This is a genomic window from Brachybacterium sp. AOP3-A1-3 (assembly GCF_052378285.1).
Classification (GTDB): domain Bacteria; phylum Actinomycetota; class Actinomycetes; order Actinomycetales; family Dermabacteraceae; genus Brachybacterium.
In genome coordinates, this window is record NZ_JBQSXM010000001.1 from 540,046 (window position 1) to 565,132 (window position 25,087).

General features: G+C 71.4%; 24 protein-coding genes. 12 read left to right on the forward strand and 12 right to left on the reverse strand.

From position 1 onward, the window contains the following. Window positions 1-4: 4 nt before the first annotated feature. Window positions 5-628: a TetR/AcrR family transcriptional regulator gene (locus ACT3T5_RS02380; RefSeq protein ID WP_444578647.1), complete on the reverse strand. Its 624-nt coding sequence runs from the start codon at window positions 626-628 to the stop codon at window positions 5-7. Between the two features lie 124 nt (window positions 629-752). Here ACT3T5_RS02380 and ACT3T5_RS02385 point away from each other — a divergent pair, with 124 nt between their 5' ends. Next, window positions 753-1,394, forward strand: a complete 642-nt coding sequence (locus tag ACT3T5_RS02385; RefSeq protein WP_444578646.1) for a hypothetical protein — start codon at window positions 753-755, stop codon at window positions 1,392-1,394. Window positions 1,395-1,435: 41 nt separating this feature from the next. Here the strand turns inward: ACT3T5_RS02385 and ACT3T5_RS02390 are convergent, their stop codons facing one another. Next, window positions 1,436-2,185 carry a GAP family protein gene (locus ACT3T5_RS02390; protein WP_444593503.1) on the reverse strand — a complete coding sequence of 250 codons (750 nt, stop codon included), beginning with the start codon at window positions 2,183-2,185 and terminating at the stop codon, window positions 1,436-1,438. Window positions 2,186-2,287: 102 nt separating this feature from the next. Here ACT3T5_RS02390 and ACT3T5_RS02395 point away from each other — a divergent pair, with 102 nt between their 5' ends. The 3 genes from ACT3T5_RS02395 (at window position 2,288) to ACT3T5_RS02405 (ending at window position 6,463) form a co-directional block, all read left to right on the forward strand. Beyond that, on the forward strand, window positions 2,288-3,634 hold the full coding sequence (locus ACT3T5_RS02395) for a sensor histidine kinase (protein WP_444593504.1): 1,347 nt from the start codon (window positions 2,288-2,290) through the stop codon (window positions 3,632-3,634). Next, complete coding sequence (locus tag ACT3T5_RS02400; protein WP_444593505.1) at window positions 3,631-4,353, forward strand: response regulator; 723 nt, start codon at window positions 3,631-3,633, stop codon at window positions 4,351-4,353. Before ACT3T5_RS02395 ends, ACT3T5_RS02400 begins: the two co-directional genes overlap by 4 nt. A gap of 523 nt (window positions 4,354-4,876) precedes the next feature. Beyond that, window positions 4,877-6,463 carry an MDR family MFS transporter gene (locus ACT3T5_RS02405; RefSeq protein WP_444593506.1) on the forward strand — a complete coding sequence of 529 codons (1,587 nt, stop codon included), beginning with the start codon at window positions 4,877-4,879 and terminating at the stop codon, window positions 6,461-6,463. A 123-nt stretch (window positions 6,464-6,586) separates the two neighbouring features. On the opposite strand, the gene ACT3T5_RS02410 is transcribed toward ACT3T5_RS02405, so the two are convergent. Then, a complete protein-coding gene (locus ACT3T5_RS02410) occupies window positions 6,587-6,955 on the reverse strand; it encodes a VOC family protein (RefSeq protein WP_444593507.1) in 369 nt (122 codons plus the stop codon). Window positions 6,956-7,078: 123 nt separating this feature from the next. Between ACT3T5_RS02410 and ACT3T5_RS02415 the strand changes: the two genes are divergently transcribed. From ACT3T5_RS02415 to ACT3T5_RS02430, 4 genes are all read left to right on the forward strand, one after another. After that, window positions 7,079-7,780, forward strand: a complete 702-nt coding sequence (locus ACT3T5_RS02415) for a helix-turn-helix transcriptional regulator (protein ID WP_444593508.1) — start codon at window positions 7,079-7,081, stop codon at window positions 7,778-7,780. A 25-nt stretch (window positions 7,781-7,805) separates the two neighbouring features. Beyond that, window positions 7,806-8,273: an AAA family ATPase gene (locus ACT3T5_RS02420; protein ID WP_444593509.1), complete on the forward strand. Its 468-nt coding sequence runs from the start codon at window positions 7,806-7,808 to the stop codon at window positions 8,271-8,273. Between the two features lie 119 nt (window positions 8,274-8,392). Next, entirely contained in the window at window positions 8,393-8,584 is a 192-nt protein-coding gene (locus tag ACT3T5_RS02425; protein ID WP_444593510.1) for a hypothetical protein, read from the forward strand. 136 nt (window positions 8,585-8,720) lie between these two features. Then, complete coding sequence (locus ACT3T5_RS02430) at window positions 8,721-9,488, forward strand: SDR family NAD(P)-dependent oxidoreductase (protein ID WP_444593511.1); 768 nt, start codon at window positions 8,721-8,723, stop codon at window positions 9,486-9,488. A gap of 64 nt (window positions 9,489-9,552) precedes the next feature. Here ACT3T5_RS02430 and ACT3T5_RS02435 read toward each other — a convergent pair whose 3' ends face one another. From ACT3T5_RS02435 to ACT3T5_RS02445, 3 genes are all read right to left on the reverse strand, one after another. After that, window positions 9,553-10,446, reverse strand: coding sequence for a dihydrodipicolinate synthase family protein (locus tag ACT3T5_RS02435; protein WP_444593512.1), 894 nt, complete (start codon window positions 10,444-10,446; stop codon window positions 9,553-9,555). 100 nt (window positions 10,447-10,546) lie between these two features. Next, window positions 10,547-12,013 (reverse strand): DUF1990 domain-containing protein, encoded by a 1,467-nt coding sequence (locus ACT3T5_RS02440; protein ID WP_444593513.1) that lies wholly within the window; start codon window positions 12,011-12,013, stop codon window positions 10,547-10,549. A 347-nt stretch (window positions 12,014-12,360) separates the two neighbouring features. Next, window positions 12,361-13,035 carry a DUF5701 family protein gene (locus tag ACT3T5_RS02445; protein WP_444593514.1) on the reverse strand — a complete coding sequence of 225 codons (675 nt, stop codon included), beginning with the start codon at window positions 13,033-13,035 and terminating at the stop codon, window positions 12,361-12,363. A gap of 358 nt (window positions 13,036-13,393) precedes the next feature. Between ACT3T5_RS02445 and ACT3T5_RS02450 the strand changes: the two genes are divergently transcribed. Both ACT3T5_RS02450 and ACT3T5_RS02455 read left to right on the forward strand, forming a co-directional pair. After that, the gene (locus ACT3T5_RS02450) at window positions 13,394-14,329 is read left to right on the forward strand and encodes a phosphotransferase family protein (RefSeq protein WP_444593515.1); all 936 of its coding nucleotides are present in this window, start codon (window positions 13,394-13,396) and stop codon (window positions 14,327-14,329) included. A gap of 146 nt (window positions 14,330-14,475) precedes the next feature. Then, entirely contained in the window at window positions 14,476-16,419 is a 1,944-nt protein-coding gene (locus ACT3T5_RS02455) for an aconitate hydratase (protein WP_444593516.1), read from the forward strand. 81 nt (window positions 16,420-16,500) lie between these two features. Here the strand turns inward: ACT3T5_RS02455 and ACT3T5_RS02460 are convergent, their stop codons facing one another. Both ACT3T5_RS02460 and ACT3T5_RS02465 read right to left on the reverse strand, forming a co-directional pair. Then, complete coding sequence (locus tag ACT3T5_RS02460) at window positions 16,501-17,724, reverse strand: 3-deoxy-7-phosphoheptulonate synthase (protein ID WP_444593517.1); 1,224 nt, start codon at window positions 17,722-17,724, stop codon at window positions 16,501-16,503. 233 nt (window positions 17,725-17,957) lie between these two features. Further along, window positions 17,958-19,085: a methyltransferase gene (locus ACT3T5_RS02465; protein ID WP_443416072.1), complete on the reverse strand. Its 1,128-nt coding sequence runs from the start codon at window positions 19,083-19,085 to the stop codon at window positions 17,958-17,960. Between the two features lie 274 nt (window positions 19,086-19,359). Here ACT3T5_RS02465 and ACT3T5_RS02470 point away from each other — a divergent pair, with 274 nt between their 5' ends. Both ACT3T5_RS02470 and ACT3T5_RS02475 read left to right on the forward strand, forming a co-directional pair. After that, the gene (locus tag ACT3T5_RS02470; protein ID WP_193116467.1) at window positions 19,360-19,572 is read left to right on the forward strand and encodes a CsbD family protein; all 213 of its coding nucleotides are present in this window, start codon (window positions 19,360-19,362) and stop codon (window positions 19,570-19,572) included. Window positions 19,573-19,766: 194 nt separating this feature from the next. After that, on the forward strand, window positions 19,767-20,441 hold the full coding sequence (locus tag ACT3T5_RS02475; protein ID WP_444578631.1) for a dihydrofolate reductase family protein: 675 nt from the start codon (window positions 19,767-19,769) through the stop codon (window positions 20,439-20,441). A 72-nt stretch (window positions 20,442-20,513) separates the two neighbouring features. Here the strand turns inward: ACT3T5_RS02475 and ACT3T5_RS02480 are convergent, their stop codons facing one another. The 4 genes from ACT3T5_RS02480 to ACT3T5_RS02495 form a co-directional block, all read right to left on the reverse strand. Beyond that, window positions 20,514-21,617, reverse strand: a complete 1,104-nt coding sequence (locus tag ACT3T5_RS02480) for an ROK family protein (RefSeq protein ID WP_444578630.1) — start codon at window positions 21,615-21,617, stop codon at window positions 20,514-20,516. Between the two features lie 237 nt (window positions 21,618-21,854). Further along, window positions 21,855-22,808, reverse strand: coding sequence for a sugar-binding transcriptional regulator (locus ACT3T5_RS02485; RefSeq protein WP_444578629.1), 954 nt, complete (start codon window positions 22,806-22,808; stop codon window positions 21,855-21,857). 142 nt (window positions 22,809-22,950) lie between these two features. Beyond that, on the reverse strand, window positions 22,951-23,694 hold the full coding sequence (locus ACT3T5_RS02490) for a glycerophosphodiester phosphodiesterase (RefSeq protein WP_444593518.1): 744 nt from the start codon (window positions 23,692-23,694) through the stop codon (window positions 22,951-22,953). An 8-nt stretch (window positions 23,695-23,702) separates the two neighbouring features. Next, a complete protein-coding gene (locus tag ACT3T5_RS02495; RefSeq protein WP_444593519.1) occupies window positions 23,703-25,082 on the reverse strand; it encodes an ABC transporter substrate-binding protein in 1,380 nt (459 codons plus the stop codon). Window positions 25,083-25,087 lie beyond the last annotated feature (5 nt).

A 25,087-nucleotide genomic window follows, 5' to 3' on the forward strand; every position in this document is an offset into this window, starting at 1 on the left:
CCGCTCAGAGGCTCGTGGGCTCCAGAATGTCGTCGAGATGGCGCACGAGCACGTCCCGAGCGCGCTGGGGGGACAGCTCCTCGGGGTCCAGTCCGCGCAGCGCCAGGCCGTCCAGCAGTGCCGCCAGGCGATCGATCTCGACCTCCACCTGGACCCCTTCGCGCAGCGCCTGCGCCTGCTCGAGCCCGGCGAGGATCCGTGCGACGACCATCACCATCCCCCGACGGAGCCGGGCGACCTGCGGGCCGACGCTCGGATCCGTGCGCGCCGCGACGGTGAACTCCAGCGACACCGCCATCTCCGATCGGCGCCGCTCGTCCAGCGGCAGCAGCTCCTCAAGCGCGCGCTGCGCCAGCGCCCGACGGGACAGAGCCCCGGCCTGCACGGCGGGCAGATCCGCGAGGTGCGCGCGGAACCTGTCCTCGAATCCCGTGGACAAGGCCTCGACGGCCAGCTCCCGGATCTCCTGCTGACTGCCGCAGTAGTGGCGCACGGAGCCGATGGCGAGGCCGGCCTCGGCGGCGATGCTGCGCAGGGAGGCGCGTGCGAGGCCGTCGCGGGCGACGACCACGAACACGGCCTCGACGATGGCGCGTCGACGCTCCTCGGGGTTCACGATCTTGGGCATGCCTTTTTATAGCACGCCCTTGCCAGAACCGGCGATCGACTCTACTATTTTAGCACGCGTGTGCCATAACCGGAGAGCACGCCGATCCCGTCGGCCGCGCACTGCCCCCGAAGGAGCCCTGTCCATGATCCGCATCCTCGAACTCGTCGGTCTGCTCGCACCCCTGGCAGGACTGGCGCTCCTGATCGTCTATCGGCGCACCACGCCCCGCGCCTCCCTGGTCCTCGCGCTCAGCGGGTGCGCGCTCGCGATGCTCGGCGTGCTGATCGGGTTCCTCGGCCATCGCGCACTCCCCCTCGGCTCGCTGCACGGCGAAGGGTTCGCCGGGATGGCGGACCTGATGAGCCAGGTGTCCCTGCTCCGGCTGGCCCTGCTCGGCGTCGCGGCTGCGCTCCTCGCGGTCGCAGCGCTGCAGGGTCGCTCTGGCCGTGCTGGGCGCTCCGGTCGGGCCCCGGCCCTCCCCTGGCTGGCCGCAGGCGCCGTCCTGCTCGGGATCGGCCTCGTGGTGACGGTCCCCGTGACCGGGCTCGAGCATGAGCTGACCGGGCGAGACCATGAGGGGCTCGCCCTCCTGGCCGGGTTGATCGGGGAGACCGTCGAGTTCGCGACGCTCGGCCTGGGAATCTTCGCGCTGACGGTCGCGGTCACCACGGGCCGTCGGGGCGAGGACGCGGGCACCGGGTGCCGCTCGAGCAGAGACCCCGCGGTCGTCGTCGTGGACTCCGCCCGCTCGGCGTGGGCGACGTACCGGACGCTGAGGCGCTGAGGCGCTGAGGCGCTGAGGCGCTGAGCATACGGGGCCGGATCTCAGGCGCCCTGACCGCCGGTCAGCAGGGACAGGGCAGGACCGATCGTGTTGAGCAGGAGGATCACGCCGATGATGCCCACCACCCAGGAGAAGGCGCTGGTCACGTTCTTCACCGCCCACTCGTGGACGCGGTCCAGGAGGGCATCGGCCCGCGCACCCAGAGCGGCGCGCACGCCGCACAGCACCGCCCCCGGCACGATCATCACTGCGCAGTAGCCCCCCAGCACGAGGGCTCCGCCGCCCAACCCGATCCCCAGGTCGGCGATGATCCCCATCGCCGCGAGGTACGGGATCATCGAGGCCGCCTCGATCACCCCGGCCAGCAGCGCCAGGGAGATCAGCAGGCCGGGCCGCCCGGAGGCCCGTCGGGCGCGATCGGTCCAGCGCCGGGCGGACGCCTCCGGATCCCCGCCGCGCTTACGCACCGACTTCGGGTCCAGACGGAAGGACCAGACCACCAGCAGCACCCCGGCCACGGCGAGCGCGAGCATCACCGCCGGTGAGGCGAGCAGGTACCCGAACGACTCGATCAGCGGCAGCAGCCCGGCCAGCAGCGCGATCCCCAGCAGCAGGTAGAAAAGGCCGATCACCGCGAGGTAGAGCAGGGTGCGCCCGGCGATGCGCAGCGCCCCGCCCTGGCCCACCACGAGCAGGATCACAGGAATCACCAGCGTGCCCATCGAGGTGGAGTCCACGAGGGCGAGCAGGACCAGGCCCAGCGGGCCGACGGCGTCGGGGAGCGATTCCATGCCCTCCATCGTGACGACGGCATCCTCCGCGGTCCTCCTCCCAAGGTGCCGAATGCGCTGAAGGAGGAGGCGACGTGCACGGCCTCCGCGTAGCCTCGGACCATGTCTCCAGACCCGTTCGGGACTCCCGAGCGCCCTCGGCTCACGCGGCACGACGCGCTCGCGGCGGCCGGCTATGCGGGGGCGGTCGTGCTGCTCGCGGCGACCGGAGCCAGCAACTCCGGGTTCGTCGGCGGCGCGCTGCGGTGGCCGACGTGGGTCTCGGTGGTGATGCTGCTGATCGCCTGCGTCAGCCTGCTGTGGCGTCGCAGCCGACCCGTGATCCCGCTCGCCGTGGCCGGGCCCCTCGCGATCGCGGAGATCGTGGTCGGCGGCCAGGTCTCCGCCTACCTGCTGCTGTTCGAGGCGATCTTCGACCCGGTCCTGCACGGCAGCATCCGGCTGGCCCGCGTCACCACGATCCTCTCGATCGGCGCCGGGGCGATCGCCGTCCTCGCCGCGCTGCTGCTCGGCGCCCCCGGCCCCATCCTCCTGGTGGTGCTGCTGGTCGCCGCGCTCGTGCTGTCGACTCCGCTGCTGTGGGGCTGGGAGGTGCGCCGCCATCGCGACGCACGGCTGAGCGCGGAGTCCCTCGCCGATCTCGAGCACGAGCTCGCCTCCGCCCGCGCCGCCCAGGCCGTGGAGACCGAGCGCCTCACGATCGCCCACGACCTGCACGACGTGATCGCCGGCCATCTCAGCGCGGTCTCCCTCCACACCAACCTCGCCGCCTCCCTCGAACAGCCCGAGGCGCGGGACCGTTCTCTGGTCACCGCCAGGGAGTCGGCGCATGCGGCGCTGCGGGACCTGCGCTCGATGATCGGGGTGCTCTCCACCGCGGAGTCCGGCACCCAGCCCACCGTCACTCTGGACTGGCCCTCGCTGACCGCGCGCCTGCGGGGGCGCGACCCGCAGGCCCAGGTGGTCATCGACCCGGCAGCGACGGATCCTTCACAGGTGGAGCCCTCCGTGCAGGCGGCCCTGCTGCGGATCGCGGCCGAGGCCTCGACCAACGCCGTGCGCCACGGGCTGGCACCGATCTCGCTGAGCGTCCGCGTCGACGCCGACGCTGATGCCGACGCCGACGCCGATGCCGATGCCGATGCCGATGCCGATGCCGATGCGGGCACGGTCACGCTCGAGCTGCGGAACCGCCGCGCCCAGCGCTCCGTCCCCGGCACCGGTGTGGGGCGTGGCGCCCTCGCCTACCGGGCGACGGCCGTGGGCGGGAGCGCCACCTCCGGCCCCGGCCCCGGCGCGGAGGCCGGCACCTGGCGGGTGCTCGCGCAGCTGCCTGCCCGGGCCACGAGGTCGATGGAACCGGCGACGGAGACCCCGACGATCCCGACGACTGCCCCGGAGCGCGAGCCGCGCGCCTCCTCCCCCACCGCCCTGGAGGCCACACCGTGATCGATGCGTCCTCGCACGACAGCTCCCCCAGCCTGCCGATCCGCGTCCTGGTGGCGGATGACCACCCGGCAGTGCGCTCCGGACTGGTCGCCCTGCTCGACTCCGCGGCGGACATCACCGTCGTCGCCGAGGCGGCCGACGGGGACTCCGCCGTCGCCGCCGCCCGGGAGCACCGGCCCGACGTGGTCCTGACCGACGTGCGGATGCCCGGCGCGACCGGCATCGAGATCACTCCGCGCCTGCGCGAGACCGGGGCGAACGTGCTGGTGATCTCTGGATTCGACCTCGACGACTATGTGCTCGGCGCGCTCGCCGCCGGGGCCGACGGCTACCTCGTGAAGTCCGAGGACCCGCAGCGGATCCTCTCCGCCGTGCGGGACGTGCACCGGGGCGACGCGGTGCTCTCCGCCGCCGCGACCCGCGCCGTGGTGGGGGCGCTGCGGGATCGGTCGGTGGCCGTCGACCGGGATCGTGAACCGGCGACGAGCTCGGTTCCCGACCGTCGGCCGCACCTCGGCGATAGCCCCGAACCCCCGTTCACCCGCCGGGAGGAGGACGTGCTCGCCCTGGTCGCGCAGGGGCTCTCCAACCAGCAGATCGCCTCCCAGCTCTTCGTCGAGATCACCACGGTGAAGTCCCATCTCTCCCACGCGCTCATGAAGCTGCAGCTCGACTCCCGCGTGCAGGCTGCGCTGTGGTGGCGTCAGCACCGCGGCTGAACCACCCACGCGTGCTCGACCCGCCGCTCCCCCGTCGCGCTCCCCTCGTCGCGCTCCCGGCTATCCAGCCCGATCCAGTGAGGCCTTCTCCCCTCGAGACTGCTGTACGTGTCGTTGAGGGCGCTCTCACCGACACATAACGCAGGCTCGACGGCGGCCGATCCCGAGTGCGCAGGAGTGCGCAGGAGCAGACCGAGAGGCGGCGAGCCCACGGGCCAGGGCCTCGAGGTCTCGGGGACTCGGGGACTCTGCGCAGTGGGACCGTCGCGCCCGTGTGACGCACCACCTGAGAATCGCGAGCACGAAGTGCGCTGGCCGGGAATGCAGGAGCCCGGCCCGACGTTGGTGGATGCGTAGCGCACATTCCCTACGGGGGAGGCGCGCTGTCCTGAAAGACTTGTCGGGCCGCGGGCGTTGCCCGTGGGCCCCACCGGATGGTGATCTGACTGATCCGCCCCGCAGCGCGCGCGGGCAGGCAGGTCCCGGCCCTCCGGTCCCTCCATGCAGAAAGCACGCCACCCTTATGACGTCCACCCGTCAGCCCACGGGCGAGTTCCCCGCCGTCGACGCACCCGGAATCATCTCCGGCGGCTCCGCCTCAGCCGACGCCGAGCACGCCACCCGTGACGGAGCCGACAACCCCGGCACCACCGTGCAGGACGGCCGCGCGCCGGCCTCCTACAAGGTCGCCCCGATCATCGCGGTCCTGGTCGTCTCCGCGTTCGTGATGATCCTCAACGAGACCCTGCTCTCCGTCGCGCTGCCCACGCTGATGGCGGACCTGTCGATCACCGCGGTCACCGCCCAGTGGCTCTCCACCGGCTTCATGCTCACGATGGCCGTCGTCATCCCCACCACCGGCTTCCTCATGAAACGGCTGTCGGTGCGCACCGTGTTCATCACCGCGATGCTGCTGTTCCTGGTCGGCACCGCGATCGCCGTTGTCGCCCCGAGCTTCCCCGTGCTGCTCGGAGCCCGCGTGGTCCAGGCCGCCGGCACCGCGATGGTGCTGCCGCTGCTGATGACCACGATCCTCGCGCTCGTACCGATCACGGCCCGCGGCCTGGTGATGGGTCTGGTCGGCGTGGTCATCTCGGCCGCCCCGGCGCTCGGCCCGTCGATCTCCGGGTTCATCCTGGAGCACTGGTCCTGGCACTACCTGTTCGTGATGATGCTGCCGATCATCGTGGTCGCCCTGGTCATCGGCCTGATCTTCATGCGCAACTACACCGAGCCGGAAAAGGTCCGACTGGACGTCACCTCCGTGATCCTCTCCGCCATCGGCTTCGGCGGCGTCATCTACGCGCTGGCCTCGATCAGCCAGATCGTGGAGGGCGAGGCCCGCCTGGTGCCGCTGCTCGTCGCCGGCGTCGGCGTGCTCTCCCTCGCGGTGTTCGCCAATCGCCAGGTGCGCATGCACTCCCGTGGCAAGGAGCCCCTGCTGGACCTGCGCCCGCTGAAGGTGCGCACCTTCTCGGTGTCCGTGCTGGTCATCCTGCTGGGCTTCGCGACCATGCTCGGCACCGTCGTGGCGCTGCCGCTGTACATGACCGGCTCGCTGGGCATGTCCACCCTCGAGGTGGGCCTGACCATGCTTCCCGGCGCGGCCGCCTCCGGCGTGCTCGGCCCATTCGTCGGCGCCCTGTACGACCGGGTGGGCCCGCGGCCGATCGTCGTTCCCGGCGCCGCACTGATGGCAATCGTGAGCTGGCTCGAGGTGCTCCTGTTCGATGCGGACACCACCCAGGGGCTGATCGTCGCGCTGAACATCCCGTTGGGCATCGGCATGGCCATGGTCATGACCCCGCTCATGGCGCTGTCCCTCGGCGCGCTGCCGCGGTCTCTCTACGGCCACGGCTCGGCGATCCTCAACACCCTGCAGCAGCTGGCCGGCGCGCTCGGCACCGCGGTGTTCATCGCGCTGCTGACGCTGGGCTCGGTCCTCGCGGTCGAGTCCGGTGCCTCGGCGCAGGCTGCCCAGGCCAGCGGCGCCACCTGGGCCTTCGCCTTCGGCGGCATCATGACCACCCTCGCCGTGGTGCTCGCCGCGACGCTTCGGAGCAACCCCGCAGAGGTCGAGCAGGCCGAGCAGGTCGAGCAGGCTTCCTGACCCGGCTGGTAGTGCCGTATGAACTTTCGGTCCCCAGCGTTGCCTCACCGCCCATACCGCGGTGAGGCAACGCTGGGGACCGAATGTTTGCGCGTGACTGCCGCAGCTGCACCGTCATCCCGCTCAGTCCACCGGCGCCACGCGGATCCGGTTCCCGTCGGGGTCGGCGATCACGAAGGTGCGCCCGAAGACGGCATCATGCGGTTCCTCCAGCACGGCGACGCCGAGCGCCCGCCAGCTCCGGTGCTGCTCCTCGATCGTCTCTGGTCCCCCCGACAGGCACAGGGTGACCTCGCTGGTGCGCACGGGGCCGCCGGCCAGGGCGTCGGCATGCCCGCTCCACAGGGCGAGTTCCGTGCCTCCGGCGAGCGTGAACGACGCGAAGCCGGGGCTGGGGAACGCCGAGGGCTCGATGTCGAAGAGCTGTCGGTGGAAGTCGACGGTGCGGGCCACGTCGCTGACGTAGACGATGAACATGTTCGGGCTGGTCATCTCGGGGATGTCCTCTCTTCGGGGAGTTCGTGAACCCAGCGTCCTCGATGCCCACGACAGCTGGGTGTCGGTGTTTCCACGGGAGTTCCGCCGGCTGTCGGCGGGTCTGCCTACTCTGGGACGATGCGACGCAGCGAACGGCACCACGCCCTTCTCGACGTGCTCAGGGCCAATGCCGAACGGCCGGTCCCGGTGCCGCGGCTGGCCGAGCGCTTCGCGGTGAGCACCCGGACCATCGAGCGGGACCTGGCAGCTCTGCAGGCCTCCGGTGTGCCGATCTATGCAGAGCCGGGCCGACGAGGCGGGTACGCGATCCGTCGCGACTACTCCCTGCCTCCGCTGGCGTTCACCCTGGCCGAGGCGACCGCGGTCACCGCCGGGCTGAGCGTCATGATGGGATCCCCCTTCGCCGGGGACGCGCAGCGGGCGATGGACAAGGTGCTGGGTGCGATGCCTCCCGAGCGTCGGCAGCGGGCGCGGGCGCTCGCCGGCAGGGTCGCCGCGCAGGCCCCCGAACAGCCGACGGCAGACGCCATCTCGCAGGTGGTGCGGGACGTGGTCGAGGACCGTCGAGTGGTCGAGATCGAGTACCTCTCGTCCGGAACCGAGAAGCCGATTCATCGGATGGTCGAGCCGCTGGGGCTCATCACAGTGCGCGGTGGATGGATCCTGGTGGGCTGGTGCCGTCTGCGCGACGGGGTCCGCGGATTCCGCACCGACCGGATCCACTCGATCAGAGCGACCTCGGAGATCCCGCCCGAACGCTCCCCCGACCCGCTCGCCGCGGACCTCTCCCGCTGGGACTTCCGCGGCGTCGACCGCTGAGTCCGGGTTCCCCTACGCTGGCGCGATGAGTAGGGTGATCTTCATGTGCGGGCCGGCGGGCTCCGGGAAGTCGACCATCGCGCGCCGCTATGAGGCCGACGGGATGGTGCGGCTGTCCGTGGACACCGAGGCCTGGGCCCGCGGCCACCGCTCGATGCCGCTTCCCGAGGCGGTGGGCGCCGAGATCATCGCCGTGATCGAGGAGCGCCTGCTGTCGTGCGTGGAGCAGGGGCAGGATGTGGTGCTGGATCTGTCCTTCTGGTCCCGGGGGATGCGGGATCACTGGCGGGCGCTGCTGCTCCCGTCGGGCGTGGTGCCGGAGATCGTGCAGGTCGTCGCGTCCAGATCCACGGTGCTTGCCCGGCTCGAGGCACGGGCCCAGGAGCACGGTGACGACTTCCGCCTGCCGCGCGCGCTCGCCGAGATCTACGTCGACCACTTCGAGCCGCCGACGGACGACGAGGGCCCCGTCACCGTGATCCGCACCGACTGACGTCGTGGGCGGGCAGCAGCTGTGGACCGACTGAAGTAGCTGGCGGAGAGGTGCAGCGGCCGGTAGCGTCGCCGGACGCACAGCACCCGGACCACCTGCAGCTCGATACAGGAGGAACCATGGCCGACCGCGCGAAGTACATGACCCTCGTGCTCGCTCTCTACGCCGTAGCGATCGCGGTGATCATCGCGGCAGTCTCGACCATCCTGGACCGGTCCTTCCTGGACTCGGTGGTGAACCTGGCGCCCGCGATCATCTTCGGCCTGATCGGCATGATCGCCCACGGTGCGCGGCACGACCTGGATTCCTGAGCAGGAGCACGATCATCCCCGCGAGAGTCCTGCTGCACACGGGGGTGCCCACGGGTGAGTCCCCGGCCATCCGAGGTGGTCCCAACCAGCGTGGTCCTAGCCGACGCATCATGGGCCCTGTCGTTATGCTTCGGCGATGAGCTCCTCCCCCACCCTCGAGTCCCTGTTCGGCCTGCACGGACGCACGGCCCTGGTCACCGGCGGCAGCTCCGGGATCGGCCGTGGGATCGCAGGCGCCCTGGCGGGAGCAGGGGCCCGCGTGCTGATCGCGGCCCGCACGCAGAGCGCGATCGACGAGGCCGTCGCGGAGATCCGGGCCGACGGCGGCACCGCCGAGGGCCTCCGCGCAGATCTTTCCACCCGTGCCGGCGCCCACGCCCTGGCCGACGCCGCCGGGGAAGTCGACGTGCTGGTGAGCTGCGCGGGCATCAACCTGCGCCCGCCGATGCCGGAGCTGGACGAGCCGACGTGGGACGCGACCATGGCGGTGAACCTCGATGCCCCGTTCGTGCTCGGCCAGCGGCTCGCCCCCGGGATGGCGGAGCGCGGCTACGGCCGTCTGATCCACATCAGCTCGCAGCAGGCGCATCGGCCGTTCGGGAACAGCGGCGCCTACGGGGTCTCGAAGGCCGCGGTGGAAGGACTCGCCCGGGTGCAGGCGGAGGCCTGGTCCTCGCAGGGGGTCACCGCGAACGTGCTGATCCCGGGCTTCGTGCGCACGCCCCTGAATCGCGAGACGATCGCCGATCCGGCAGTGATCGAGGCCCTCGCCGCTCGGACCGTCGTCGGCCGGAACGGTCTGCCCGAGGACTTCGCCGGGGCCGCGGTGTTCCTCGCCGGACCGGGCTCGGCCTATGTCACCGGGCAGTCGCTCGCCGTGGACGGCGGCTTCTCGGTGCACTGAGCACGGTCCTCGCCGCCGTCGCAGCGATCGTCGGCGCGGCAGTCGCTTCCCCCGGCTCAGGCTGTCAGCTGACCAGACCCAGCTGGTCGGCGACGGCGCGGACCCGTTCCCTGTCGGTGCCGCGCAGCCCGCGCAGCGGGCGCGGCAGGCAGGGCGCGGCGACCAGACCGAGGTGCTCGGCGAGCGCCGCGGAGACGCGCAGGCTGCCGAGCTCCGCGACCAGATCCCACAACGGGGCGAGATGCGCCGACGCCGCGAGGGCGTCCTCCGCCCTCCCGTCGAGAGCGGGTCGCGCGATGGCCGACATCGCCTGCGGGATCGTGCCGCCGACGGCGGTGAACCAGGCATCGCAGCCGGCCAGCAGCCCGGTCGCCGCGTAGCCGTCACCGGAGATGCCGATCCCCACGTGCTCGGGGATCACGGCGCGGATCGCCTGCACCCGCTCGCGGGCCGCGTCCGCTCCGCCGATGATCGGCGGGATCTTGATCGCGCCGACGTGCGGGAGGTGGGCGATATGCGCGTAGAGATCGAGGGAGAAGGTGACGTGCGTGGTCCCGGGGTTGTCGTAGAGCACCAGCGGCACCGAGAGCTCGGCGGTGACGTCCTCGTAGAGCCCGACCACGTCGTCGTCGGTGAGGGCCTGGTAGCTGACCGGCGCGAGCAGCACGGCGTCCGCTCCGGCCGCCTGCGCGTCGGCGGCGAGCGCGAGCACCTGCGAGGTGCGCAGCGCCCCGATCCCGGCGATCACCGGGGTGCCGTCCGCGTGCTCCACGGTCGCCTCGACGACGGCGCGTCGCTCGGCACGGTCGAGGTAGGCGTAGGAGCCTGTCGAGCCGAGGGCCCCGATCGAGTCGACACGGGCCGCGACGAGCCGGTCGATCAGACGGCCGTACGCCGCACGATCGAGCTGGTCATCGCGGAGCGGGGTGAGCGGGAAGGCGCTGAGGCCGGTGAACATGCGGGGCTCCTGACGGGGCTGACGGGCTCGGATCAATGACCAGACGTGCGGGCCGCGGCTGCGGGCAGATGCCCCACTGCGCGGCTCGGCGGCGCGACGCTCACGATCGCGCGGGCAGGCTGAGCGCTCGGAGATAGCGACGGGTGACGAGCTCCTGAAGGAGCCGGGAGAACGGCGCGCCGAGCCGTGCGTACCAGGCGGCGGGCCGGGAGACGGCATCGAGGTGGAAGCGCACCACGCCCGTCGCGGTGCGGGTCACGGTGAACTCCTCGATGCCGGTTTCGGGGTGCCCGGGCAGGGTGCCGTAGGCGAAACCGGCACGATCCGGCTCGTCGATCACCCACAGCACGCGGCAGGGAGCGGTGATCCGCAGCGGTCCGATACCAAGGCGCAGGTGCACCTCGACTCCCGGCTCGGCCGGGGTGTGCGACGCCGAGACCTGCAGTCCCGCCCGTCGGTGCACCACCCAGCAGCGCACGGCGGAGCTGGCCTGCTCGAAGTCCATGCCGGTCACCAGGGCGCTGCGGTGCAGACGGCGGTACCCGTCGGGCGGGTTCTCCAGCGCATCGAGCGGAGCAGTGACCTCCTGCTCCACTGCCGGTTCGTAGGCATAGGCGACCGCCGTCCCCGAACGGCCGGGCCGGAGACGGTTGATCCGCGTCTCGAGGGGCACCGGCAGCACGGCGAGTGCGGTGTCGAGCAGACGCGTCGACCACGGTTCACGCAGCATCTCGTCGGCCCATGCGGAGTCCAGCGGATCGATCGGAGGGCACAGCGGCCGGGGTGTCCAGCCGTCGGCCCACGGGCCGGCGGTCACCGTCCTCGCGACCGTCGCCCGATCGTCGCCGCCGCTGGACGCGCCGAACGAGGTGCGATCGCTGGTCCCGTGCGGGCCGAGCACGACCTCGCTCGACCCGTCGACGATCGAGAGGATCGCCTGGTCGAGCTGCTCGAGCAGGTCGCGGGAGCCGGAGTCGCAGGCGTCGCACAGGCAGTCCGGCTCGAGGACCGCGACCACCGGTTCCCCGAACCCGACGACGAGGTCCAGGCTCACGGCGTCACCACCGGCGAGGTTCGTGCTGCCCACGGCGTCCTCCGGTGCGGTGCGGGCGAGCACGAGCGGCTGCGCTCCGGCCCGACGGGGGCGCAGCACGGTGGTGCGATACAGGTCGGCGCGAGGGGCGACGGCCCAGCTGATCTGCGCGCCGTCCCCGGCTGCGTTCTCGGTCGCGTCCTCGACCTCATCGGCCCAGCCTCGGGCTGTGAGGACCTGCACCCAGGCCTCGGCCCGCGTCCACAGGATCCGGTACTTGCCGGGGTCCAGGCAGCGGCTGTACTCCTCGTCGCGGCTGTCACGTCGCTCGCCGTCGGCCGAGGGGTCGAGGTGCGGGTCCTCCCAGCCGGGGGTCTCCGCGCCGGTCACCGCGAAGGCGGCCTCGACCTCGTCCAGCAGCGCGAGGACGTCGGCGGAGAGGGGCGGATCGTCGAACGAGGGATCCTCGGCGGCGGCGCGGAGCGCGAAAGCCTGCCGGTCCTCCCACCAGGTCGGAGCGGGAGCGGAGGTCATGCCCGAAACCTACCGCGAAGCGTTCTCGGACTGCGACCTCATTGTCGGTATCTCCCCGTGGAGGCGCCTGCGTGGGTACTGGGGCGCCTCGCCACGCGACCACCCCGTCAGATCACGCGTCCACCCCGTCGAAACACGCGTCCACCCCGTCAGAGCACGCGTCCACCCCGCCAGAAGAGGCGGAATGGATGTCTCTCAACGCCTACTACGACGGGGAGGCCGGGGCCTGCGGAGCTCGCGTCCTGCCGCACGCCGGCGATCGACACCGCGTTGTGTGTCGGTGAGGAGGCGCTCACCGACACAGATCGCGGGTTCGGCGGGCGATTCCCTCCGACGCCGACCCGCGATCAGGCGGTGGTGCGCCGGGCTGTGGTGCGGCGGTCGGCGGAGGCGAAGCCGAGCCAGGTGTGGCGGTTGCCCCACCAGCACCAGCCGAGCTTCGGGGCATCCTTACGCTCCTTCCCATCCCGACCGGTGCCGTTGGAGATCCACAGCGCAGGGGTGCGCGAGTCGAGCTTTCCGTTGGGCTTGGTCAGGCGCGAGCCGATCGTCATGAAGCAGTGGCCCCGCTCGAGGACCTCGCCCTGCTGGAGCACCCAGTGGATGCCCTCGCTGAGCAGCAGCGGAGTGCGCTCGCGGCCGGTGATCGCCGGCAGTGCCTCCTCGGCGGACCAGTTCGCGAACTCGTCCCCGCGCTCCAGGCCCTCGACCAGGTAGATCGCCTCGCCGACCGGCTCGATCCCGGTGGGCGCGAACCGGTCCACGTCGATCATGTCCTCAACCACGAAGCCGGGCTTCACTCCGCGCCGCAGCAGCGGGGTGAGGGCCGACGGCGGCGCGAGCGCCGGGTCGATCACGAGGAGGGCATCGGTGCGCTCGCTCCCCCACTGCACCACGGCAGAGTGAAGCTGCTCCTCGCTGAGCCCGGCCAGGGTGTGCACCCCGAGGGCGATGAGTCGCTCGGCCTGGTCTGCGAGCGAGGGGAGGTCCGCGAGGGTGGGGAGAGCGGTCGCAGGGGGCATAGGGGGCTCCTTCGAGGCGGGGCGGGCGTCGGTGGGAGACGACTGGGCAATCGGCGCAGAGGCAGACGGCGCCGCAACCGACGGAGCAGCGGCGGTGGACTGGATGGCTGACGGCAGGGCGACGGCGGGCAGGGCGACAGAAGGCTGCGAGATGGTCTCTCCTGGGGTGGGGTCGCGCGGGAGGGCCCGCGCGGAACAGGAGTCAACGCGACCGGCCGACGGCGTATTCCCCTGGGCCCTGTCGGTGCCGCTGGTCCCGTCAGCCCACCAGTCCACCAGCCCGTCGACCAATCGACCAATCGACCAATCGAGGGAAAGTCCATTGAGCACCACCGGTCCGTCTGGCAGGGTCGACTCCATGCCGCCACGCGAGGATCACGATCCCGGCCAGGACTCCGATCCGACACAGGTTCCGGTGCTCGATCCCCTCCTGCGTTCCTGGCTCGCCCCGGTGGTCGGCGAGGTCGCGGTGGTGCGCTCGATGGTCGGCGGGATCACCGGTCAGATGCTGCAGCTGCGTCGCGCCGACGGCGGGGCCGACGTCGTGGTGCGGCGATGGCCCGCGACACATGGCCGGGGACCCGGTATGGTTCGTCGCGAGGTCGAGGGGCTCCACGCGCTGGCCGACGTCGACCTCCCGACCCCAACCCTCCTCGCCGCGGATCCGGATGGCGAGGCCTCCGGCGGTCCGACGACGGTGACGACGTTCCTGCCCGGCCGGGTGGAGCTCGCGCCGTCCGACCTGCGCGCCTGGGTGCGAGGCCTCGCCGAGATGCTGGCGCGGATCCATGCGGTGCCGCCGCCGACGCTGCCCGCCTGCGAGCTCTGGATCTCGAGTGATCTGCACTGGCTCGAGACCCTCGACGTCGGGCTCGCCGGGATCGCGCGCGAAGCCCGGGCGCTCGCGGCCCGCCCGGCCGATCCTGCGGTCGCCGTGCTCAGTCATGGCGACTACCAGCACTTCAACGTGCTGTGGCAGGGCGGGTGGATCTCGGCGGTGGTCGACTGGCCCACCGTCGGCCTCGCCGATCGCGGCCTGGACGTGGGGCATTGCCGGCTGAACCTCGCCGTGCTGTTCTCGGCCGATGCCGCGATGTGGTTCCTCGAGGACTACGAGCAGGCCGCCGGGACGCGGGTCGACCCGGCCACCGACCTCCAGCGCCTGCTGAACTTCGGATCGAACTGGCCCGAGTTCATCCCGCTCCAGGTGGCCGGGCGCGCCTCGGTCGACGGACCGGGGATGGCCGGACGGGTGCGCGAGACGATCGAGCGCACGCTCCGTCGGGCCGGGTGAGTTCGCCGCAGTTCCCCGCCGCAGCCCCGCCCCGGGCACCCGCCCTGGACCCCACCCTGGGCACCTGCGCAGATCCGGCCTACCCTGGCAGGGAGGTCCACCGTCGGACCGACGACGGCGGGCCGCTACCCCTGGAGGACTGCGCTGTGGCACAGAACGTCGCTCAGAAACTTCTCGCCTCTCACCTCGTCGACGGTGAGCTCACGCCCGGATCCGAGGTGGGGCTGCGCGTGGACCAGACCCTCACCCAGGACGCCACCGGCACCATGGTGATGCTGGAGCTGGAGGCCATGGGCCTGGACCGGATCCGCACCGAGCTGTCGGTGCAGTACGTCGACCACAACCTGCTCCAGACCGACGAGAAGAACCCCGAGGACCACCTCTTCCTGCAATCTGCCGCCGCGCGGTTCGGGCTGTGGTTCTCCCAGGCGGGCAACGGAGTCTCCCATCCGGTGCACCAGGCCCACTTCGGCCGCCCCGGCGCGCTCCTGATCGGGTCCGACTCCCACACGTGCGCGGCGGGCGCCCTGGGCATGCTCGCCGTCGGCGTGGGCGGCCTCGAGATCGCGATGGCGATGGCCGGGCAGCCGATGTACGTCACGACGCCCGAGGTGTGGGGCGTGGAGCTGACGGGCACCCTGCCGGACTGGGTCTCCGCGAAGGACGTGGTGCTGGAGATGCTGCGTCGTCATGGCGTCAGCGGCGGCGTGGGCCGCATCATCGAGTACCACGGCGAGGGTCTGGCGCAGCTGACGGCGATGGACCGGCACGTCATCGCGAACATGGGCGCAGAGCTGGGGGCGACCGCGACGGTCTTCCCGGCCGACGATGTGGCCCGCGACTACCTCAGGGCCGTCGGCCGCGAGGACGCCTTCGAGCGCTGGGAGGCCGACGACGGTGCGACCTACGACCTCACCGAGCAGATCGACCTCTCGACCCTGGAGCCGCTGATCGCGCGCCCCTCCTCCCCCGGCAACGTGGTGACGGTCGCCGAGGCGGCCGGCGAGGACGTGTTCCAGGTGGTGGTCGGCTCCTCCGCCAACCCGGGGCTGCGGGACTTCGCCGTCGTCGCCGAGATCCTTGCCGGGCAGCAGAGTCATCCCCAGGTGTCGGTCGACATCAACCCCACCTCCCGCGAGGTGCTGGCGGATCTGATCACCGGTGGCTGGCTGACCTCGCTGGTCGCGGCCGGCGCCCGCATCCACCAGTCCGGCTGCATGGGCTGCATCGGCATGGGCCAGGCTCCCGCCGCAGGCCGCAACTCGCTGCGCACCATGCCGCGGAACTTCCCGGGCCGCTCCGGCACGGAGGAGGACGCGGTGTGGCTGTGCTCCCCCGAGACCGCCGCGGCGGCCGCCCTGACCGGGACAATCACCGATCCGCGCACCCTCGCCGACTCCCACGGTCTGACCTACCCGCGCCCGACCATGCCCGAGCGGTACGCACATCTGCCCTCGATGCTGGCCGCTCCCCTGCCCCCGGAGGAGGCGACGGAGGTCGAGCTGGTGAAGGGCTCGAACATCTCCTCGCTGCCGGACTTCGCCCCGGTCGAGGACCGTCTGGACGTGCCCGCGATCCTGGTGATGGGCGACGACGTCTCCACCGACGAGATCCTGCCCGCCGGGTCCCGCGTACTGCCCTTCCGCAGCAACATCCCCAAGATCGCCGAGTTCGCCTTCACCCGGATCGACCCCGACTATCCGACGAACGCGCGGGCCGCCGAGGGCGGGCACGTGGTCGTGGCCGGGAAGAACTACGGCCAGGGCTCCTCCCGCGAGCATGCGGTGATCGCGCCGCGCTACCTCGGGCTGAAGGCCGTGATCGCCGTGGGCTTCGCGCGGATCCACTGGCAGAACCTCGCGAACTTCGGGATCCTCGCCCTCGAGTTCGACGACCCCGCGGACCTCGCCCGCATCGGGAAGGACGACCAGGTGGTGATCGACGGCGTGCACGAGGCGCTCCACAGCGGCACCTCGGTCACGGCGCAGATCGGAGGCCGTGAGGTGGGCCTGCATCATCGGCTCTCGGAGCGTCAGGTGCAGATGGTCCTCGCGGGTGGTCGGATCCCGCTGGCCGCCCAGGAGGTCTGAGCTCGGCCGGCCAGCCCGGCCAGCCCGGCCAGCCCGGTCAGGCCGGTCAGCCCGTTCTCGCGGACAGCCCGGTCTGCCCGGTCAGCCCGCGAGAAGGGTGTGACCCCCTCGCCGCCTGCGCACCCCGCCGGCGAGCGCACGCAGCACGTCGGCGGTGGTGTCCCAGTCCATGCACGCATCGGTCACGGACTGCCCGCGCACGAGACCGGCCGGACCGGCGTCGACGTCGAGCTTCTGCGCGCCGGCGACGAGGTTGCTCTCGAGCATGATCCCGGCGATCGCCCCGCCGCCGGCCGCCCTGCCGTCTGCCACGCGGCCGTCTGCTACGCGGCCGTCCACAGCGATCTGGTCGGCGAGCATCGTGGCGACCTCGGCCTGGCGCACGTGGTCCTTGCCGGAGTTGCCGTGACTCGCATCGATCACCAGGCGGGGCGGAAGGCCCTGCCCGGCAAGACGTTCGGCGGCGGTGCGCACGGGGCCCGGCCCCCAGTTCGGGCCGTCGGCCCCGCCGCGCAGGATCAGGTGCACGTCGGGGTTGCCGGTGGTCGAGACCAGGCTCGCCCGCCCGTCGGCCCCGATCCCGAGGAAGGACTGCGGGGACGACGCCGCCGCGACCGCGTCCAGCGCCACCTGGATGCCGCCGTCGGTGCCGTTCTTGAACCCGATCGGCATGGACAGTCCGGAGGCGAGCTGGCGGTGGATCTGCGATTCGGTGGTGCGGGCCCCGATCGCGCCCCAGCTGATGAGGTCCGCGATGTACTGCGGGCTGATCGGCTCGAGGAACTCCGTGGCGCAGGGCAGGCCCAGCCCGGTGACGTCGAGCAGGAAGTCGCGGGCCCGCCGCAGACCGGTCGCGATGTCGTGGCTGCCGTTGAGATGCGGGTCGTTGATCAGGCCCTTCCAGCCGACGGTGGTGCGCGGCTTCTCGAAGTAGGTGCGCATCACCAGCAGCAGGTCATCGCCCAGCTCCTCCTGGATCCCGGCGAGCAGGCAGGCGTATTCGAGCCCGGCCTCCGGGTCATGGATCGAGCAGGGGCCCACCACGACGAGCAGGCGGTCATCGGTGCCCTCGAGCACTGCGCGCACCTGGTCGCGGGCACTGCTCACGAGATCGGCGAGATCAGGGCGCAGCGGCAGCTCGGCGAGGAGCTCGGCCGGGGTGGGCAGCGGGGTGAGGCTCGCGATGTGGCGATCGGGGGTGACTGCCGAAGCCGAAGTGGCAGAAGAAGCAGAGGAGGCTGTGGTCGCCGAAGAGGCTGTGGTCGCCGGGCTTGTGCTGGCTGGGGCTGTATCGAGAACTGTCATGGGTCCTGTCCTGAGGGAGAGCGGACCCGATGCAGAGCCCGCCGGGAATGGCGAAGGGCAGAGCGAATGCTCTGCCCCGGCGGCTCTGAAGGGATGGTGACGCTATGGCATCGCCGGCCCCTCCAGGGCCGACTTCGCATAGGTAAACCATCGGTTCGTCATGCCAGGAGAGTACAGGCCGCGGCGCACGACGCAAGCCCGGTCCGCCCGATGGCCGGCCGACGGGATCAGGGTCAGGCGGCCTTGGCGCGGAGGCGCCACAGGGTCGTGACCTCCTGGCGACGGGCGGCGTGGAGAAGGTCCAGGGCGTCGGCCGCGCGGCCGTGGCGGGGCGTGGTCGAGTCCTCGCCGGCCACCTCCAGCCCGGCCCGGCGGATCAGGCGCAGCAGCTCGTCGCGGCTGCGCAGCTCGAGGTGCTCGGCGAGGTCGGACAGCACCAGCCAGCCCTCTCCTCCGGGGGTGAGGTGATCGGCGAGGCCCGTGAGGAAGCCGCGCAGCATGGTGGAGCCGTCGTCGTAGATGCCCAGCTCGAGCGCGGAGGTGGGGGTCCCCGGCAGCCACGGCGGGTTGCACACCACGAGGTCGGCGCGCCCCGGCGGGAAGAGATCCGTCTCGATCACGGTGACCGCCGACGTCAGCTCGAGTCGCTCGATGTTCTCCCGGGCGCTCTCGACGGCGCGGGGGTTCACATCGGTGGCGACCACGTTGACCACACCCCGTCGGGCGAGGACCGCCGCCAGCACCCCGGTGCCGGTGCCGATGTCGAAGGCCGTGAGCTGCTCCCTCGTGGTGGGCAGCGGCACCCGGGCCACGAGGTCCACGTATTCGGAGCGCGAGGGCGAGAAGACGCTGTGACGAGGGTGGATGCGGGCACCGAGCGCCGGGACCGGGACCCCCTGCTCATGCCATTGGTAGGCGCTCAGGACGCCCTGCAGCTCGGTGAGCGAGACCAGCGTGGGCTCTTCCAGCTCGCCGTACGCCTCACGGCAGGCGTCCGCGATGTCCGGGGCGCGGCGCAGCGCGAGACGACCCCCGGGCTCGAGGAGCACGATGATGCCGCCGAGCACCTGGGAGCGTTCTGCCCGCTCCGCGCGATGCGCACGGAACAGGGCCGAGATGCCCAGCTTGCGGGAGATCGTTCCGTGATCGATGCGCCGGGAGACGGCCTTGAGGAGCTGGCGGGCGTTGTGGAAGTCTCCGCGCCACAGCAGCGAGCTGCCGGAGCGCAGGTGGCGCAGAGCGGCGTTCGCGGTGAGCGTGTCATCGGCGATCTCGACAGCGGCGGGCGGTGGGGCACCGTTCTCGGAGCTCCACCGCGCCGTCTGCACAGCGTCGTTCTCGGTCCAGCTGACCAGGGGCATCGGTGTCTCCCAGGACGTCGACGAACGAGGATCCGGCGCCGCATCCGGGTCGGCGCGCAGAAGGGGTCCTCGCGACGAGTCCTTCTCGTCCGGTCCGAAGATTGTCTCACCTGCGCTGTGATCGCGGGCTCGACGTCACGGAGGTCCAGGTGGCGGGGGATGCCGGGCGGCTGGGAAGGCCGGGCCTGACCGGGGGGTCAGTGGGTTCCCGGCCGAGTTTCTTATACTCCGGACTGTAGGCATCCTGTGTTCGCTACGACGAAGGAGGCACCTCATGAGTGCAGACGAGAAGTTCGAGAACGCGACCGACAAGATGGGCGGCCAGGCCAAGGAAGGCTTCGGCAAGCTCACCGGAGACAAGGAGACCCAGGCAGAGGGCCAGGCCCAGCAGGGCAAGGCTGATGCCAAGGACAAGCTCCAGGACGCCCGCGACACCGTGAAGGGCGCGGTCGGCGGGATGTTCGGCAAGAAGGACAAGACCGACTGATCTGCGGGGACGGCATCGGCCCAGCGCCGACGTCGACCTGATCCGAGGGCGGCTCCACCTGGTGGGGCCGCCCTCGACGCGTCCGGGGTCGCGACGCCCAGCTCCCACAGGGACGGGACGGAACGGGACGGGACGGGACGGAGTAGCGTGACCGGCCAGCGGCACGCCGCCGCTGCCTCGACAGGAAGTGTGCGATGACGCCACGAGAACAGCCCCAGCGGGTCAGGATCCAGAACTTCACCATCTCCGGCGACGGTTTCGGTGCCGGGGAGGACCAGGACCTCGAGCATCCTTTCGGGACCGTGGGCACCGGTCCCGTGAATCCCGGGGAGCTGATGGCCTGGGCCTTCGAGACCGCGAACTTCCCCGGTCGCTCCGATGGCGGCGGTTCGCGGGGCCTCGAGGATCGCCTGACCCGCGACTTCTCCCGGAACATCGGTGCCGAGATCATGGGTCGCAACAAGTTCGGTCCCGTCCGCGGCCCGTGGCCGGACGAGGAGTGGACCGGCTGGTGGGGCGAGGAGCCGCCGTTCCACACTCCCGTGTTCGTGATGACCCATCACCCGCGCGCGTCGTTCAACCTCTCGGACACCACCTTCCACTTCGTCGGCGGGACCCCGCACGAGGTGCTCGCGCAGGCCTTCGAGGCGGCCGACGGGAAGGATGTGCGCATCGGCGGCGGGGTCTCCACCGTCCGCCAGTTCCTCGAGGCGGACCTTGTCGATGAGATGCACGTGGCGATCGCGCCGCTCGAGTACGGCAGAGGTCTGCGCCTGTGGGACTCCCCGGCGGAGCTCACGGACCGCTTCCATCTGGAGCAGGTCGAGGCACCCAGCGGCGTCATCCACTGCTTCTTCTGGCGGCGCTGAGCGCTCCGGTCCTGCACGCTCGGGTCCGGCGTGGCTCTGTCCAGCGTGCGTCGGCCGGGTCGGTCCGGCCTGCTAGGACGCGGCGCTCTCCGCGTACGCCGCGCGGGTGAACGGCCGCAGCCCCGTCGTCGGATCGGCGAGGGAGGACAGGATGTCGCGGGTGGCGAGCAGCGCGGCCCCGTGGGCGCTCGCGAACTGATCGAGCTGCGAGATGCCCATCGCCGGAGCGATCTGGACGTGGCTCTCGAGATAGCTGCGCAGGTCGTCCTCGAAGTACGCGGCGAGCGGGGTCAGGGCGCCGCCGATCACGACCAGGGACGGATCCACGAGGGTGGCGGCCAGGGCGAGCGCCCGCGCGATCTGGAGCACGTAGTCCCGCGCCCCGTCCTGCACAGCTTCGTCGCCGGCGAGCGCGGCGCGCACCGCCTCTCGCAGGGGGTCGCGCGCGGCCTGGAAGTCATCCAGCCAGTCCAGGGAGTCCTCAGCGGGGATCAACGTGCTCATGGACAGGTCCCCGGCGATGAAGTGGACGCCCCGATGGGGAGCGCCGCCCATCAGCATGGCCATGGAGGGTCGCCGCCCGAGCTGGATCTGCACCACGTCGCCGTGGCCACGGGCCACTCCCGCCTCGTGCTCCGCCCACAGCGCAGCGATCACGTCGTTGCTGGTCATCGCGTGTCCACGGATCTGCGCCTGCAGAATATCTCCGGGCCTGCGCCCCTCCCAGGCGGGGAACGACATCGAACGGGTCAGCTGCCCGCCATCGTCGACCGTGCCGGGCACCGCCAGGGACGTCACCCACACGTCGTCGACCCCCTTCGTGCACTCGGCCACGACGTCCGCGACGACCTCGTGCGCCGGGGAGGAGTCCCGGCCGACGGGCCCCGTGGGCACGGCGCGCTCGATATGCATCAGGGGGGCCCCGGCCAGATCGGAGAGGACGCCGCGCACGGTGTGGATGCCGACGTCGATCCCCAGCACGTGCCCGCTCGGGATGCGCGCGCTGAACACCTGCGACGGCCTGCCCGGCCCGCTGGCCCGGGCGGCACCGACCTCGGCCCAGCCCTTGGCGGCGACACCCCGCATCACTTCGGCGAGCGTCGCCTGGGAGAGGCCGGTGGAGCTGACCAGCTGGGTGATCCGCTGCGGTCCACGGGTCCGGAGGGACTGGACCACGGCATATTCGTTCCAGCGGCGTACCGAGCTGGGATCCGCTCGAGTGCTCCGCCTGTCCATGACACCCCCTTGCCCGTCCATGACACTCCCTTCTCGTCGATGTGACCACGATCACAAGCACGCTCTTCCAGTATGGCACCACCTGACCCGACTGGCGTTTTCCCCCGAGCGCCGTACCTTCCGAGGGCTGCCCGACGGGCGGCGAGCCGCCGATCCGCACCGGCCAGGAGGCAGGCCTCACACAGGCTTGTCGGGAACATCCGCCGCGGCGAGAGCGAGCTCGGCCGAGCGCACGTCGGTGATGATCACGTGGGCGAGCCCGGAGCGGAGCGTCGCAAGCACTCCGCGCTCTTTCCACTCCCCACCACCGATCGCCACCCGCAGCGGCACCCGGCGCAGCTCCGCCTCGGGGATGCCGATGAAGCGGCCTTCGAGGCCGCTCACGCTCCGGCCCTCGATGTCCAGCAGCGTGGTGCCGAACTCGGCCACCACTCCCCTCTCCTCGAAGGCCTCCCGTTCCCCGTTCTCGGCCAGGATCTGCGCCAGCAGCGAGGAATCCGGCCAGCCGCCGATGGTGAGGAAGGCCTTGCGGACGTGCCGGAACCTGGCCATCGTCTCCTGGATCGCCGGATGGCGGAGGATCGGCGTCGCTTCAGGGTCGATGAGGATCGGCACGTACAACGGCGAGGTCGCTCCCCCGGCCGCGCGGCCGATGTTGGAGATGACCTCGACGCCGTCCTCGAGCCGCGGCCAGCCGATGCCGGTCAGCTGGACGACGTCCGCACTGGGCAGCACCTCGATCTGGCGGGAGGCGAGCACGAGGGTGCGGCCCGGCGCGAAGCCGAGCACGTCGTCCTCCTGCACGGTCTCGCGGATGAAGCGGGCGGTGACCGCGGCGATCGCCTCGCGCACCTCGGTGTCCTGCGCCGATCGGGTGGCGACCACGAGCGCGGACTGCAGGCCGTAGCGCTGGGCGAGCCGCGCCGAGAGGTCCACGTCGATCGGGACCGCCACGGCCGGGCGCACCTCGATCAGCCCGAGGTCCCGAGCCCGCCGCACCATGCGTGCGGTGACGAAGCGCGACTTGCCGATCTCCTCGGCGATGTCGTTGACGGTGCGACCATGGGCGAGATTCTGCATGGCGACGTACACATGCAGGATCTGCTGGTCCAGGGGCATCTGCGCGCTCATCAGTGCATAGTAGTGCCGCATCTGTGCGGAGATCGGGGACGACGACTGACCCATCTGTGGCCTCGTTCCTCGTGATCCGGCAGGCCCTCGCTCCGGGCCGCACGCCCCTCACACCCGGCCGCACGCTGCTCGCGGAGACTGCTCAGGCGGAGGTCGCCTCGGACTCGACCTGGCGGAGCCAGTCCATGGCGAGCGCGGGGTCGTCGGCCGTGGTGCCGTCGGCCCCCAGGCGCACCGCCTCGCGCATGTTCTCGATCGAGCGCATCGGCCACAGGTGCAGCTCGAGGCCGCGGTCCCGGAACGCCTGGACGTGGTCCGCGGTGAGACCCTCGAAGCCGATGCAGATCCGGCTCGCGCCGGTGTGCTCCACCAGGGCCTGCCAGCCGCCCTCGAACTCCTCCGCCGTGGCGATGTTGTGGCGGATGATGCCGCGCGGCACATCGGGGAACAGCTCCCTGGCCTCGCGCAACGGCTCCTCCTTGAAGCTGGTGAGCTGGGTGCGCGCCGCATGGTCGGGGTGGTCCGCAAAGTATCTCGCGAGGTATGGGACCGTATCCGGTGCCTTGATCTCGAGCTGGATGACGGTGCTGGTCGCCTCGTACATCTCCCCCAGCGTCACGACCCCCGTGCCGGAGTCCAGCACCACCGAGCGCAGCTGCGCGAGGGTCATCTCCCCCGCCGGACCGAGGTCGCGGGCGGAGTCCTCGCCGGCGGTGCGGTCCAGCGTCGCGTCGTGCAGGAGGAACAGCTCCTCGTCGGCGCTGAGCCGCACGTCGAGCTCGATCTCGTCGACCCCGATCTCCTCGGCCAGCGCGTAGCCCTCCAGGCTGTTCTCGGGGGCGTGCGCCATCGCTCCGCGGTGCCCCACGATCAGCATCTTTCCCATCGTGCCTCTCACTCTCCCACTCTCTGTTCGTACTTCTCCCGGACCCGGTCGATCGCGGGCTCCAGCTCCTTCTCCATCCTGGTCAGCACCTTCTCGGCGTCCTCTCCGGCCGAGTAGACGGACTGGATGGCGTTCTTGGCCTCGACGATCGTCTCGGGCACATAGCGCCGGGCCACGTCGGGCCCCTGCGCGACCTCGAGCTGGTCGATGCCGACCTGATAGCGGGGGTCCCCGGCGGAGCGCGCCGCGATCTCGTCGGACTCCATCGCGTCCTTCGTGGTGGGCACGTAGCCGCTGCCCAGGGTCCAGTCGATCGAGGCCTGCCCGGTGCTGAGGAACTTGATGACCTCCCAGGCGGCCTGCTTCCGCTGCGCGGAGGCGTACTTCATGATCGACAGCCCGCCGCCGCCGGTGGGCACACCCGTGGTGACCTCCTGGGGCAGGAACCCGCAGCCGAAGTCGAAGGTCGCGGCCTCCTTGATGCCGGACAGACTGCCCGTGGACTGCAGGGCGGTGGCGCAGGCACCGGAGGAGAAGTCGCCGGTCGCGTCGGCCGCGAGATAGCCCGAGCCGTCGTCGTGGATGAACTTCCGGTCGTACTCGAGAGCGGCGATCGACTCGTCCGTGGTCAGCGTCATGTCCAGGCCGTCGGAGTAGGCGCCGCCGAAGGCCCAGAGCGAGCCCGAGAAGTACCAGTCGTCGCCCCCGATGTAGGCGCGCATGGCGACCTTGTTGCCGTGGTACTCGTAGCCGGTGACCTCGCGGCCCCATTCCGCGTACTCGGTGTAGGTCTCCGGCGCGCGGTCCGGGAGTCCCACGGCGTCGAAGATCTCGCGGTTGTAATAGAACAGCGGCGTCGAGCGGCCGAAGGGGAGCCACCAGATGTCGTCCTTGACGGTGCCCTCGGCGAGGAACCGCTCGTGGTAGCTGTCGGTGCCGAACGAGTCGTCGAAATATCCCTTGAGCGGCTCGAGCACCTCCGCGAGATAGAAGCGGTTCCACACCACATCGCTGAACACGACGATGTCGGGCACCTGACGGGCCTGCAGGCTCGCGGAGAGCTTGGACTCCACGCCGTCATAGCTGTCGAAGATCTGCACCTCGACGTAGATGTCGCTCTGCGCCTCGTGGAAGGCGTCGATGTTCGCCTGGATCACCTCGGCGTTGTGCGCGGTGTAGGCGCTCCAGATGACCACGCGCTGGCGGTCCGCGAACTCGGCGGGGGTCTCGCCGCCGGGCTGCTCGAGCACGAGCCCCTCGGTGTCGCCGAGGCCGAAGCAGCCGCCCAGCAGCGGCGTCCCGGCGGCGAGCAGGCCGGCGCCCAGCATTTGCCGGCGCGAGGGGGTGCGGGGGCGGGCGGAGCGCCCGCGGGAACGGGTGGGAGGCATGGCTC